15 protein-coding genes are annotated in these 13,385 nt (G+C 55.2%); 10 read left to right on the top strand and 5 right to left on the bottom strand.

Features of this window, described 5'->3' with window-relative positions:
- Window positions 1–16 precede the first annotated feature (16 nt).
- The 7 genes from purS (at window position 17) to AGA_RS07805 (ending at window position 4,536) form a co-directional block, all read left to right on the top strand.
- On the top strand, window positions 17–259 hold the full coding sequence (gene purS, locus AGA_RS07835; protein WP_059023756.1) for a phosphoribosylformylglycinamidine synthase subunit PurS: 243 nt from the start codon (window positions 17–19) through the stop codon (window positions 257–259).
- Window positions 256–627: a Rap1a/Tai family immunity protein gene (locus tag AGA_RS07830; RefSeq protein WP_059023755.1), complete on the top strand. Its 372-nt coding sequence runs from the start codon at window positions 256–258 to the stop codon at window positions 625–627. The genes purS and AGA_RS07830 overlap by 4 nt, the downstream gene beginning before the upstream one ends.
- On the top strand, window positions 624–1,325 hold the full coding sequence (gene purQ / locus AGA_RS07825) for a phosphoribosylformylglycinamidine synthase subunit PurQ (protein ID WP_059023754.1): 702 nt from the start codon (window positions 624–626) through the stop codon (window positions 1,323–1,325). The genes AGA_RS07830 and purQ overlap by 4 nt, the downstream gene beginning before the upstream one ends.
- A complete protein-coding gene (gene purL / locus AGA_RS07820; protein ID WP_059023753.1) occupies window positions 1,322–3,526 on the top strand; it encodes a phosphoribosylformylglycinamidine synthase subunit PurL in 2,205 nt (734 codons plus the stop codon). The genes purQ and purL overlap by 4 nt, the downstream gene beginning before the upstream one ends.
- A gap of 18 nt (window positions 3,527–3,544) precedes the next feature.
- The gene (locus AGA_RS07815; RefSeq protein WP_059023752.1) at window positions 3,545–3,775 is read left to right on the top strand and encodes a BolA/IbaG family iron-sulfur metabolism protein; all 231 of its coding nucleotides are present in this window, start codon (window positions 3,545–3,547) and stop codon (window positions 3,773–3,775) included.
- 39 nt (window positions 3,776–3,814) lie between these two features.
- Complete coding sequence (gene grxD, locus AGA_RS07810; protein WP_059023751.1) at window positions 3,815–4,153, top strand: Grx4 family monothiol glutaredoxin; 339 nt, start codon at window positions 3,815–3,817, stop codon at window positions 4,151–4,153.
- A gap of 71 nt (window positions 4,154–4,224) precedes the next feature.
- Window positions 4,225–4,536 (top strand): hypothetical protein, encoded by a 312-nt coding sequence (locus AGA_RS07805; protein WP_059023750.1) that lies wholly within the window; start codon window positions 4,225–4,227, stop codon window positions 4,534–4,536.
- Window positions 4,537–4,575: 39 nt separating this feature from the next.
- Here the strand turns inward: AGA_RS07805 and AGA_RS07800 are convergent, their stop codons facing one another.
- Window positions 4,576–5,016, bottom strand: a complete 441-nt coding sequence (locus AGA_RS07800) for a YraN family protein (protein ID WP_331711633.1) — start codon at window positions 5,014–5,016, stop codon at window positions 4,576–4,578.
- Window positions 5,017–5,026: 10 nt separating this feature from the next.
- Between AGA_RS07800 and cls the strand changes: the two genes are divergently transcribed.
- Entirely contained in the window at window positions 5,027–6,454 is a 1,428-nt protein-coding gene (cls, locus tag AGA_RS07795) for a cardiolipin synthase (protein ID WP_059023748.1), read from the top strand.
- Here the strand turns inward: cls and AGA_RS07790 are convergent.
- The gene (locus AGA_RS07790) at window positions 6,445–7,152 is read right to left on the bottom strand and encodes an endonuclease/exonuclease/phosphatase family protein (RefSeq protein ID WP_059023747.1); all 708 of its coding nucleotides are present in this window, start codon (window positions 7,150–7,152) and stop codon (window positions 6,445–6,447) included. The genes cls and AGA_RS07790 overlap by 10 nt on opposite strands.
- Window positions 7,149–8,237, bottom strand: coding sequence for an AI-2E family transporter (locus AGA_RS07785; RefSeq protein ID WP_059023746.1), 1,089 nt, complete (start codon window positions 8,235–8,237; stop codon window positions 7,149–7,151). The genes AGA_RS07790 and AGA_RS07785 overlap by 4 nt, the downstream gene beginning before the upstream one ends.
- 216 nt (window positions 8,238–8,453) lie before the next feature.
- Here AGA_RS07785 and AGA_RS07780 point away from each other — a divergent pair, with 216 nt between their 5' ends.
- Window positions 8,454–9,305 carry a sulfurtransferase gene (locus AGA_RS07780; protein ID WP_157065324.1) on the top strand — a complete coding sequence of 284 codons (852 nt, stop codon included), beginning with the start codon at window positions 8,454–8,456 and terminating at the stop codon, window positions 9,303–9,305.
- Entirely contained in the window at window positions 9,298–10,509 is a 1,212-nt protein-coding gene (metC, locus tag AGA_RS07775; protein ID WP_059023745.1) for a cystathionine beta-lyase, read from the top strand. Before AGA_RS07780 ends, metC begins: the two co-directional genes overlap by 8 nt.
- 5 nt (window positions 10,510–10,514) lie before the next feature.
- Here metC and AGA_RS07770 read toward each other — a convergent pair whose 3' ends face one another.
- Entirely contained in the window at window positions 10,515–12,008 is a 1,494-nt protein-coding gene (locus AGA_RS07770; protein ID WP_059023744.1) for a YifB family Mg chelatase-like AAA ATPase, read from the bottom strand.
- Window positions 12,009–12,030: 22 nt separating this feature from the next.
- Window positions 12,031–13,290, bottom strand: coding sequence for a phosphoglycerate dehydrogenase (gene serA / locus AGA_RS07765; RefSeq protein ID WP_059023743.1), 1,260 nt, complete (start codon window positions 13,288–13,290; stop codon window positions 12,031–12,033).
- Between the last annotated feature and the right edge of the window lie 95 nt (window positions 13,291–13,385).

Here is a 13,385-nt window from a genome sequence, read left to right as displayed (position 1 = left end):
CTTTGGGAGTTTGAGAATGAAAGTACGTGTAACCGTCATGCTTAAAGACGGCGTTCTGGACCCGCAGGGAAAGGCCATTGGTCACGCACTGCAAACACTGGGTTTTGATGGCGTGCAGGATGTGCGCGTTGGCAAGATCATAGAGTTGGACCTGCACGGCGTTAAAGCAGAAGAAGCCCACGCCAAAGCAGGCGAGATGGCCCGCAATCTGCTCGCCAATCTGGTGATCGAAGACTACTCGGTTGAGGTTGTGGGATGAAGCGCCTTGCCTTAATCGCCCTTGTCGGGGTGCTGGCAGCTCCCGGCATGGCCCACGCACAACGCCTTGCCCCCATGAAGGCCGGCGCCTTTGGTAAGATGTGTTCCAGCGCATCTGGCCGCACGGCGTGTGATGCGTACCTGAGCGGCCTGACTGATGGCGTAACACTCGCCAAAATCAATGGCAGCAACGAAGGGGACGCCAACGCGCCAGCTGGCTTTTGTGTTCCTGCAACGGAAAATATTGCCGCCATGCGTGCCAAGGTGCTCACATGGCTGAAGGCACACTCTGACTCTCTGGGTAAACCCGTTGGCGAGAGTGTTTTTGTTGCCCTGCATGACTCCTACCCGTGTGACGTAAAGAAATGAAAGCAGCGATTGTCGTATTCCCCGGCACGAACCGGGAGCGTGATATGGCCATTGCCCTGCGGCGCGTGACCGGGCAGGCCCCTCGCATGATCTGGCACCATGAGACCGACCTGATTGGTATTGATCTGGTCGTGCTACCTGGTGGCTTCAGTTACGGTGATTACCTGCGGTGCGGTGCCATGGCTGCGCACTCCCCGATCATGGGCGCAGTGCGTGACTTTGCAGCCAAGGGTGGCCACATTCTGGGTGTGTGCAATGGCTTCCAGATTCTGACTGAAAGCAATCTTCTGCCCGGCGCATTGCTGCGCAATGCAGACCTGCGCTTCCTTTCTCAGGATTGTCATCTGCGGGTCGAGGTCGAGAACACACCCTTTACCCGCCGCTGGAAAAAAGGGGACATCTTCCGTACGCCTCTGGCGCATGGAGATGGTAACTACACAGCCGACCCAGCCACTCTTGAGTTACTGGAAGGCGAGGGGCGTGTTGCGTTCCGCTATGCGGATGCCAAAGGCAACGTGCAGGCGGATGATAGAGCCAGCAACCCTAATGGCAGCGTGAATAGCATTGCCGGTGTTCTGAGCGAAAACAAACGTATTTGCGGTATGATGCCACACCCTGAGGATCTGGTTGATCCGCTTATGGGGGGTGAGGATGGTCTGCCTCTGTTTGAAGGTCTGGTGGAGGCTCTTGTCCGGTGAATAAGCCTGTAACCGTTGATGAATCCCTAGCGTGTGAGTTCGGTCTGACAGCCGAGGAATACGGCCGTGTTCTGTCTATCATGGGGCGTAATCCCAGCCTGACGGAACTTGGTGTGTTTTCGGTCATGTGGTCGGAGCACTGCTCTTACAAATCCTCCCGCAAATGGCTCCGCGGCCTGCCCACAAAGGCGCCGTGGGTTATTCATGGGCCGGGTGAAAACGCGGGGGTGGTGGATATTGGCCAAGGCTATGCCGCCATCTTCAAGATGGAAAGCCACAACCATCCCTCCTTTATCGAACCCTATCAGGGTGCTGCTACAGGTGTAGGTGGCATCCTGCGAGATGTGTTCACCATGGGGGCGCGACCGGTGGCCAACCTGAACGCCTTGCGTTTTGGTAGCCCCGAAAACCCGGTAACCCGCCGTGTTGTAGATGGGGTGGTCCGCGGTATTGGTGGCTATGGTAACTGCGTTGGTGTGCCTACTGTTGGGGGGGAAATCAACTTCCACCCGGCCTATGACGGCAACCCGCTGGTTAATGCCATGACTGTTGGCATTGCCCGACAAGATCGTATTTTCCTGTCTGCGGCTGCTGGCGTTGGCAACCCCGTGGTGTATGTGGGCTCGCGCACCGGGCGCGATGGTATTCATGGCGCCACCATGTCCTCCGCCGAGTTTGATGAAGACGCCCTCTCCAAGCGGCCAACCGTGCAGGTGGGCGACCCCTTCATTGAAAAACTGCTGATTGAAGCCTGTCTGGAACTGATGGCAACAGATGCCATTGTCGCCATTCAGGATATGGGGGCCGCTGGTCTGACATCTTCCGCCGTGGAAATGGCCGGGAAAGGTGGCGTAGGCATTGAGCTTGATCTCGACGCCGTACCTCAGCGTGAACCCAACATGACTGCCTATGAGATGATGCTTTCCGAAAGTCAGGAACGCATGCTCATGGTCCTGCGCCCAGACCGCACGGAACTGGCGCGCAAGATTTTTGAAAAATGGGAACTGGACTTTGCCATTATCGGTCATCTGACCGAGACGGGGCATATCGTCATCAAACACAAAGGGCAGGTAGAAGCCGATATTCCGCTTGAGCCTCTGGCTGATGAAGCGCCGGTTTATGACCGTCCCTCCATTGCCCCGACCAAACCCGCCGAGCTTGATGGCCTTCATGCACCTCTGTCGTTGGATGCCATGTTGCTCAAACTGGTTGGGTCACCAGACCTCGCCTCCCGGGCGTGGGTGTGGAACCAGTATGACAGCACGGTAGGGGGCCAGACCGTTCGCCGTCCCGGTGCTGCCGATGCCGCTATTGTTAAAGTTGACGATACGGAAATTGGTCTGGCGCTCACAACGGATTGCACACCGCGTTACTGTCAGGCAGACCCCCGTACAGGTGGTGCTCAGGCTGTGGCTGAAGCGTGGCGCAACATTACTGCGACCGGCGCGCGCCCTCTGGCTGTGACCGACAACCTGAACTTTGGTAATCCGGAAAAACCGGAGATCATGGGTCAGTTCATTGCCGCACTTGAGGGAATGGGTGAAGCCTGCAAGGTGCTCGACTTCCCCATCGTCAGCGGCAATGTGTCTCTCTACAACGAAACCCGGATGCCCGACGGCACAACGCAGGCCATTCTACCAACCCCGGCCATTGGCGGGCTTGGTGTTCTGGACAATGTGTCTTCTGCCATCGGCCTTGGTATGCAGCCCAACAAAGATGTGGTGTTGGTCGGCGCGACAAAGGGCGAACTTGGACAGTCTGTGTGGCTGCGTGAAATTCTGGGACGCGAGGAAGGCCCTCCACCGGCTGTTGATCTGGCGACGGAAAAACGGAACGGGGATTTTGTTCGGGCTGAAATTCAGGCTGGTCAGATTACAGCCTGCCACGATCTGGCTGATGGCGGCATTCTGGTTGCCGTAGCAGAAATGATCATGGCGTCTGGCACGGGTTGCGAGCTGGAAAGCCCGGATTCCGGTATGCGCCCTGAGGCCTTCTGGTTTGGTGAAGATCAGGCCCGGTACCTTGTCTGCGTAGCCGATGCCCAGTCTTTCTGCGCCCGTGCGGCACAGGCTGGCGTACCAGCACGTCTGATTGGTCGCTCCGGTGGAAATGATTTGATTCTGCCCAGTGGCGTCACCATATCTGCTGCACGCCTTAAATCTGCGCACGAAACCTTTTTTCCTGCGTTGATGGATAAATAAGGGAAGAGACACAGCACCATGGCCATGTCAGCCACAGAGCTTGAAGCTTATATTCTGAAGGCATTCCCCGATGCCCAGATCAAAATTGATGATCTGGCTGGGGACGGAGACCATTATGCCTGTTCGATTGTAAGCGAGGCTTTTCGCGGTGTTCCCCGGGTACGGCAGCATCAGCTCGTTTATAATGCACTCGAAGGTCATATGGGGGGCAAGCTGCACGCGCTGGCCCTCCGCACATCCGCGCCCTGAACCCAAGGCGGCCTTCCACACGATCAAGGACCAGAGAACATGACTGATTCCATCAAACAGACCATCCAGCAGGATATTGATTCAAACCCTGTCATGCTGTTCATGAAAGGGGATGCCGATTTCCCACAGTGTGGCTTTTCTGCCCGCGTTGTGCAGATTCTGCAGCATGTTGGCGTACCGTTCAAAGCTGCCAATGTTCTGGCAGATGCGGCTCTGCGTCAGGGCATTAAAGACTATTCCAACTGGCCAACCATTCCCCAGCTTTACATCAAGGGTGAGTTCATCGGTGGCTGTGACATTGTGACCGAAATGTACCAGACAGGTGAACTGCAGAAACTGCTGCAGGAAAAAAACATTGCCTGCAACGCGTCTGCCTGAATTATTAGGTTGTCAGCCTGCAACTGCTTTGTATAGTTTGAGGCAGACATAAGATCAGGGGACTAAGGTTGATGAAGCGAGTTCCGTTTGTACGCGGGCTTTTTGCTCTTGCTGGTATCGGCATGAGCATAATGGCCACAAGCTCTTCTGTGCATGCGGAACGCGTTCTTTCTGATCTGGAAGCCAGCAAATTAACCTTTGCTTCCCTGACGGCGCCTCCACCAGTTATTCGTGTGCGTCATGTTGTTCGTCATACGGCGGCTGCCGGGCGCACGCCCCATAAAGTGACCTTGGCCTCTGCCCAGCATGGTAAAATGGTTCATCTGGTCAGTTATCATCAGACCGTGCATGCGGCACATACCAAGCGCCACCACAGAACCTAATTGCCATTAACATCCTCCAGATTACTCACGCCTCTCGTGTTACATCTGACGGATGATGTCTTTTAACCATTCCATCTGACCTGCCGCGTCCAGCATGAACAGGTCAAATCGCAGTTCTTCATACTGCCAGGCAGGGTGGCTCTGTAAAAGACATTCCGCAGCCCGATATAATCTTCTGGACTGCGCAACAGATAAACATTCGGCAGCCCCTCGCAGCGTTTGGCGTTGTTTGACCTCGACAAAACTGATGATCGCGTCTTTTTGGGCGACAATGTCAATTTCACCCCTCCGCGTTCTGGCCCTCTGCAATAATATCTTCCAACCTTCTTTGCGTAGTTCCTGGCAAACAGTTTCCTCCGCGGCTAGGCCGCTCTGATAGGATGCAAGGCCTCTGGCGCGTCTGGCGGAAGAGGCCGGGGCCTGTTTTGCAGAACACTTATTCGCTATGCTGTGGACGCCAGCCGCCTGTTGTGAAAGCATTCTTTCTACCATGCTTTTTGATCTCCCATTTTCCGCAACAGACTTCCTCATTGCGTGTGCGCGCCTGACCCTCGTTACAAGTGTTAGCCTGCACATTCTCCTGACCAAACGAAATACATCATCCGCCATAGGATGGATTGGCGTATGTATTCTCATGCCATTTCTTGGCACGGTTCTGTACCTTATGTTTGGTATAAACCGTGTTACACGGCTGGCCAAAAAACTGGTGGGGGATCGAACCAGTCATAGGCAGGACAATGTGGACCTCTCCTCCTGGAACCGGGAACTGGACGGGCAATTTGCGCCACTGGCGCTTATGGTGGGTAAACTGACAACGCGCCCAGTGGTTGGCAATAATAGTATTACCTGCCTGCATGATGGGGACGGCGCGTACCCTCACATGCTGGAAGCTATTGAAAATGCACGCAAAAGTATTCTCCTGTGTTCCTACATCTTCCGGCATGACGCCATAGGACAGCTTTTTGCAGACAAACTGATTGCTGCGCACAAAAGAGGGGTCAATGTCCGCGTTCTGGTTGATGGAATTGGCAGTGGGTATTTCCTGTCCCCCATATACCGCTACCTCAAAAGGGAAGGTGTGCCGTGTGCGCGCTTTATGCATTCGCTGCTTCCGTGGCGAATGCCATTCCTGAACCTGAGGAACCACCGCAAAATTCTGGTTATCGACGGGTGTATCGGCTTTATGGGAGGCCTCAATATTGCTGATGATAACCTTGTCACCCGCAAGCCCAAGCACCCTGTTTCCGACACACATTTTCAAATCGAGGGGCCTGTTGTTCATCAGTTGGCACAGGTCGCGGCATGGGACTGGTATTTTACAACCGGAGAACAGCTGAACCGAGACCTGTTTTTGCAGGAACATGCAGGCAAAGGTACGTCTCTGGCGCGTATTGTAACGGCTGGGCCTGACACGGACCTTGAAAAAATTGAATACACCATGCTGCAGGCCATTACGCTCTCGCGCAAAAGCATACGGTTGATGACCCCGTATTTTCTGCCCGGAGCACGATTTTTGTCGGAGCTTGGACTGGCGGCGCTACGTGGTGTGCAGGTTGACCTTATTATCCCGCTTCACAGTAATCACCGTCCCCTAGACTGGGCCTGTGCTGCCAATATATCCCCCTTGCTGGATACGGGTGTGCGTGTCTGGCACGCCAATCCTCCATTCAACCATTCCAAGCTGATGGTTGTGGACAAAGCATGGTCCTTTGTGGGGAGTTCAAACCTCGACATCAGAAGTTTACGTCTGAATTTTGAAATCAACATGGAAACGTATGATGTCACCATGGCCGAAATTCTGGACGATTTTATTTGTCAGCACCGTAACCGGCGGCTGACACATTATGATCTGGACAAGCGGAATAGACTGACAAGAATCCGGGATTCCTTTGCCCGACTGTTCATGCCTTATCTGTAAACCGTATTCCCAGATCTACGGACCGTCTCCGGCCTGAGCGTTACCGCTATGGGACGATGGTCTGATGCAAAAACCGGTAACACCTGCGCATCTGAACACACCATGCCTTCCACAAGGCAACGGTCCAACCGTATAGGAAGCAGATCAACCATACGATGCGTCGGTGCTTTTGGCCCCACATCGGAAAAACCGGGGACAAGGGTTGGCCCGACAAGATTGAAGTCCCCCAGAATGGCACATGGCGCGGACAGAAGTGACGCAATACGCCTTAGCTGCCTGCGGTTAAGCATCTGCCCATGCGAGAGATGCACATTGGCCAACGAGAACTGCGCGTAATCAATAATCTGGGCGTGGCGTTTGACGATAGGACCAGATGGAATAGTACATGCGCGCGGCGGCCGGGCAAACGGTAAACGGCTCCAGCAGGCCACGCCATGAATACGCCCCGGCAATGGGGAGCGGGCGTAGTGACCGCCAATCACATCCGGCAACACGTCTATTTCTATGGTTGCTTCCTGCATAAGCAGAATATCTGGCTGCTCCGCCTCTATTAGCGCGGCGACGTCATGCACCGTCGCACCAATACGGCGCAGGAGATTCCAGCTGATAATCCGAACTCCCGGCGCATCATTGGCGACCTGATGGCGATGCCGCCCTCTGGATGCAAGTTCAACAAAACGGGCCAGACCACGCCTCATGATGAGATATTCCTCGTATCATCCATTACGGGCCGTGCTGGCTCGCCCTGCGCAAACTCCATGGTCAGCGTAAAACCGATTGCGAGCAGGACTGGCCCCAGAAAAATGCCAACGCCACCAAACGCCAGCAGGCCACCAATGACCCCCAGCACCGTAAGAAGGTAAGGCAGCTTTGACCCGCGGGCGATAAACAATGGGCGGATCAGATGGTCCGCACCAGAAATAAAAATCACCCCATACAGAATAAGCAGAATACCTTTGAGCTGATGATGCGTCGCAAACAGCCATACGGCTGCTGGAATCCACACTAGCGGCGCACCGACCGGGAACACGGCCAGAAAGGCGGCAATGCCCCCCAGAATAACCGGTTCAGCTACACCGAATATCCAAAGCCCCACGCCAGTTAGAATACCCTGAATGATGGCCGTACCCAGAATACCATAAACCGTGCCACGTACCGTACTGGCAATAATGGACAGGTGCCTCCCGGCCTGTTGTCCGGCAATACGTAACATAACAGCCTGCAATGTGTCCCACAGGATGGAGCCACTAATCCAGAAGAAGAAAGAAATGAACAATGCTGTAACAAGATGCAGCGCGCCGTTAGCCATCTGCATCAGCACACTCAGAACAGACTGGATAATTCCTCCAGCATACGGTCTCAGTTCTGCTGCGGCCAACCCAAGGTTACGGCTCCATAAAGCCCAGCGATGATGAATATCCGGCCCAAAAACAGGCAGATTATCAAGCCAGCGGGGAAGGGGAGGCAGCTGATTGACCTGTCCAAACAGGCTGGTCAGTTGCAACGCCCAACGCGGGCCAGATGCCACACAGGCAGACGCCAGAAGGGCTAATGGAAAGACAACGCAAACTGCACACAGCACCGTCATAATGAGGCTGGCAGCATTAGGCCCCATACTCCGCCGCAGGTACTGGAAAAGTGGCCATGTTGTGTAGGTCAGCACCCCTGCCCACAACAGAGCGGAGGAAAAAGGCACCAATACGGTTACACAACCGTATGCGATCCCAGCCAGTAATAAAAACCGGAGAATACGTTCTGCCGTCAATGTGTGACCATCTGTCATGCGCGCAACAAACCACGGAACGCCTTAAATTGTCAGTTCCTTACTGGAACATGGCGTATCGGCTTAATGGTATGGCGCATTATGCCCCGACTTTCCAGTCGGTTCCTGTAAAGGCTGTGTGTCGCACATTCAAACAGCCACAAACACGTTTGCCAGTTGCCACGGACTATGTGATCCTGTGTCCCCTGTTTTGAAAATTCCATGAGGCTTTTCGTTATGTCTCCTCTTGTTTCTGGCGATTTTTTGCACACACTCGCCAAAGATGGCTCAATCCGCTTTCTGGATGCCACGACAACCCTGCCGGGGGAGACATTTGACCCACGGGCAAGATTCACCGCCTGCCATATCCCCGGCAGCCAGTTTTTTGACATGGATGCCTTTTCGGACCCGCAAAGCACCTTACCCCATACAGTTCCATCGGCTGCCCACTTTGCGCACCTGTTTGGCAAAATGGGTATTACCCCACAGACCCACGTTGTTTTTTACGATCAGGGCAATGTTGCCTCCGCCTGCCGGGCATGGTGGATGACCAAACTATTCGGACACGAAAAAACCCAGATCATTCATGGCGGCCTTACTGCGTGGCAACAACAGGGCCTACCTGTAGAGCAAGGGGAGGGGGCTGATTACCCCACCCAGAGATACCACCCCCAAACGGAATACTCCCGTATCGCAGGCTTGGGTGACATGCTCGAACATGTTCGGCTGCAAAACCGCCCGATACTAGACGCCCGGAGCGCCGCCCGTTTTTATGGCACACAGCCTGAACCGCGCGCTGGGGTAAAGTCTGGCCATATGCCGGGCTCCCGTAACATTCCCTACAAAAATGTCCTGGACGAGAAAGGATTTTTCCTTTCCCCTCCAGCCTTGGAAGCCCTGTTTTTGCAGGCTGGCGTTTCCGCCACGACGCACCCCATCACCACCTGTGGTTCAGGCATGACCGCCGCCGTCCTTACCGTTGCACTGGAACTGGCGGGCTTTAGGTCCAATGCACTTTATGATGGCTCGTGGGCTGAGTGGGGCAGCACCCCAAACACGCCTATTACAACGGACAAAACTCATGACTGATCGCAGCGGCGTTGACACTGGATGGCAGAAACTCGGCACGACACTGACCCATGCAGGGAGGCCAGAGGCACCCGAGGGCGGTGTTTACGTCAACCCACCCGTAGAGCGTGGTTCAACCGTTCTCTTTCCATCGTTGGAAAGCATGGGGAAGAGAGGGCTTGAACGCTATAACCACGCCAGTATTTATGGCGCCATGGGGTCCCCCACCCAGCATGAACTGGAAAAGCTGATTGCACAGATAGAAGGCGGAACAGACTGCCAGATTGTCAGTTCCGGCCTTGCTGCGTGCACGACGCCTCTCCTTGCTTTTTTAAAAGCTGGTGACCACTGCCTTCTAGCCGATAGTGTATATGGCCCGACCCGCCGCTTTGCCGAAAATATGCTCAGGCGGTTCGGGGTTGATATTTCCTATTTTCCTCCCTGTGCCAGCAGGGCAGAGGTAGAAGACTATATTCAGCCCAACACCCGCATTATTTTTACAGAAAGTCCGGGCAGCCACACTTTTGAAGTGCAGGACATTCCCATGCTGGCGGATGTTGCCCATAAGAACGGAGCACTGCTTTTTCTTGACAACACATGGGGATTTGGGATTTTCGCCCCATTCGAGCATGGTGTGGATGTCTCCATTCAGGCTCTAACCAAATATCCATCAGGACATTCGGACGTTATTGCTGGGGCCATAACCGTGGCTAATCAGGCCTGTTGGCGGACTTTGCGCGATGCTTCCATTCAGCTCGGCCAGTTAGCTGGGCCAGATGACTGCTGGCTGACATTGCGTGGCCTGCGCACAATGGGAGTGCGCCTTGCACAGCAGGCCCGCACGGCCCTACAGATTGCCACATGGCTACAGGAGCGGCCCGAAGTGGCGCAGGTTTTGCACCCCGCACTCCCGGATTGCCCCGGCCATGCCTTCTGGAAGCGAGATTTTACGGGGGCAGGCAGCCTATTTGGTGTCGTTCTGAACAGTACGTACACTCAAAAAAATATGGAGCGCATGATTAATGCCATGCGCCTATTTGGCATTGGTGCCTCATGGGGAGGGTATGAAAGCCTTGTGCTCCCAACGACTGGCGGCATAACGCGCAGCTTTGGCACGGAACAACCAAGTGACCCGGCTTTTCGGCTCCAGATTGGTCTGGAAAATGTTCAGGACCTGATTGCCGATCTGGAGCAGGCGTTTAACGCGCTCCACCATGCTCTTTAACAAACCTATGGATTGGCGCGTGCACGAAAAGTAGCCGCCTCAGCAATATGAGGCGGCTCCACTTCAGGCTCCCCAGCCAGATCCGCAATGGTCCGGGCGACCCGTAGCAAGCGGGTGTACCCTCGCGCAGAAAAACGAAAACGCTCGGCAATGGCCTGCGCAAGGGTTTGGCCTGCACTGGTTAGAGCAAGGACGTCGAGCGGTGCTTCGGCATTCCTGCGCGCCCCTTGCCGAGTTGTCTGGCGCGTTCTGGCCTGAGCAACACGTTTGGCAACCGTAGCCGTACTTTCCCCGTCCGCCTGTGTCATATAACCAAGAGGCTCATAGGGCTGCATGGCTACGTGCAGGTCCATACGGTCCATCAGCGGGCCGGATAACCGGGCCAGATAATCCGCCCCACAACGCGGCGCTTTGCTGCATTCCCGTTCCGCATCACCCATGTACCCACAGCGGCAGGGGTTCATGGCGGCAATAAGCTGAAAACGGGCAGGGTATGTAATATGCACGGCGGCCCGCGCAATACTGACCTGACCGGTTTCCAACGGCTGACGCAGCGCCTCCAGAGCAGCCCGCGAAAATTCCGGCAATTCGTCCAAAAACAAGACACCATGATGCGCCAGACTGATCTCACCGGGCCGCGCGCGTGCACCGCCTCCCACCAGAGCAGGCAGGCTGGCAGAATGATGAGGAGCGCGCGAAGGCGGGCGCCGCATGGGCCTGCCATCCGTCAACAACCCAGCCGCACTGTAGATACGCGAAACAGCCAGACTTTCCGAAGGTAATAGATCCGGGAGCAACCCCGGCAACCTTGACGCCAGCATGGATTTACCAGCCCCCGGTGGGCCAGATAGTAAAAGGGAGTGCCCACCAGCAGCTGCTATTTCCAATGCCCTGCGTCCTGTCTCCATTCCTTTAACATCTGCCAGGTCCGGCTCATTCCCATCAGAAACGGCGGGTACGTTGGAAAAAACAGGAGCGGGAAGAATTTGCAGTCCGGTGAAATGATTGATCAATGAGAGCAGGTCAGGAGACGCCAGAATGGCAATATCTCCGCCGCATAGTGCTTCTTCCCCTTGAGACGCAGGGCAAATGAGCCCCAGCTCCATGGAAGCGGCTTCCAACGACGCTGAAAGAACACCAGAGACCCGATTAAGCCGGCCATCCAGCGAAAGTTCGCCTAAGGCTGCATAACGACCGGCTTCCTCTGCGGGAATGACACCCATGGCAGCGAGCAAGGCCAATGCTATTGGCAGGTCGAAGTGCGAACCCTCTTTGGGGAGATCCGCAGGGACCAAATTGACAAGAATACGCTTTGCTGGGAGCGCAAGCCCAATGGCGGTCAAGGCTGCCCTTACACGCTCACGCGCTTCAGCCACAGCCTTGTCTGGCAGACCTACAACAAGAAATGCAGGCAAACCACTGGATATCTGCACCTCAACCCATACGGGTCTGGCCTCGATACCCGAAAAGGCAAAACTGCGGATGCGGGAATAGATCATACCCGCTCTCCGCAGCACATGCTTAACGGCCTTTGTAAATCAGACGGGCACGCACCGTGCCATCCAGTTCACGCAAAGCCTTGAGCAGACGGTCATCCAGCTCCGTATCGCCCCCGGTATCGGCTTCGATCACCACATAACCAATTTCCCCATCCGTCTGGAGGAACTGTGCGGTAACATTGCAGGTTTCACGCAGGAAGATTTCATTCAGCTTCATCATAACGCCCGGAATGTTATGATGTGCATGCATGAAGCGTGTACCACGCGGGCTTTGCGGCAACTGAACCCCAGGGAAGTTGACGGCACCAAATGTGGAACCCACATCGGAATATTCCACCAGCTTACGCGCCACTTCCACACCAATGCGTTCCTGAGCCTCGGCTGTGGAACCACCAATGTGCGGGGTCAGAATAACGTTATCCAGCCCCATGATGGGCGTGGAGAGCTGATCACCCGGACCTTTAGGTTCCTTGGGGAACACGTCAATGGCGGCCCCCAGCAGATCCCCGCTTTTCAGTGCTTCGGCCAAGGCTTCCAGATCAACAACATTCCCGCGAGCATTGTTAATGAGGAAGGAGCCCTTCTTCATTTTTTTGATCTGCTCGGCACCCATCAGGTTAGCCGTTGTCGGCAACTGCGGCACGTGCAGGCTGACCACATCACTCTGCGCCAGCAGGTCATCCAGCGTATCCACGGGCAGGGCGTTACCGTGACCGAGCTTGTCGATTACATCGTAATAGACAACGCGCATACCAAAGGCTTCCGCCAGAACAGAAAGCTGCGACCCAATGGAACCGTAACCCACGATACCCAAGGTTTTGCCGCGCACTTCCCAGCTATTGGCTGCCGACTTGGTCCAAGACCCTTTATGGCATTCAACCGAGCGTGGGAAAATACGACGCATCAGCATAACAATCTCGCCCATGACCAGTTCGGCCACGGAACGTGTGTTGCTGTACGGAGCGTTAAAAACTGGAATCCCGCTCAACCGGGCAGCTTCCAGATCCACCTGATTGGTGCCAATGCAGAAACAGCCAATGGCCATAAGGCGGTCTGCGCCTTCAATGACCTCCTTGGTCAGCTGCGTGCGGGAGCGGATACCGACAATATGCACGCCTTCGAGCGCCGCCTTGAGCGCATCGCCTTCCAGCGCCCCTTTGTGGCGTACGACATTTTCGTAACCACAGGCCTTCAGAAGGGCGACGGCACTATCGTGGATACCCTCCAGCAGAAGAATACGGATCTTGTCCTTGGAGAGGGACAGGTGCGTGCTCGTGCTCATATGGACTGACCATCGCTGTTGTACCGATGCGCAGACCTATCGCAAAACAGACGCAATGAATAGCCTACGCCCCTAAATTTGCCTGTATCGCGCAT

Source organism: Acetobacter ghanensis, assembly GCF_001499675.1.
GTDB lineage: Bacteria > Pseudomonadota > Alphaproteobacteria > Acetobacterales > Acetobacteraceae > Acetobacter > Acetobacter ghanensis.
Note: the sequence above shows the minus strand (reverse complement) of the source record. Positions and strands in the feature narration are given on the sequence as shown.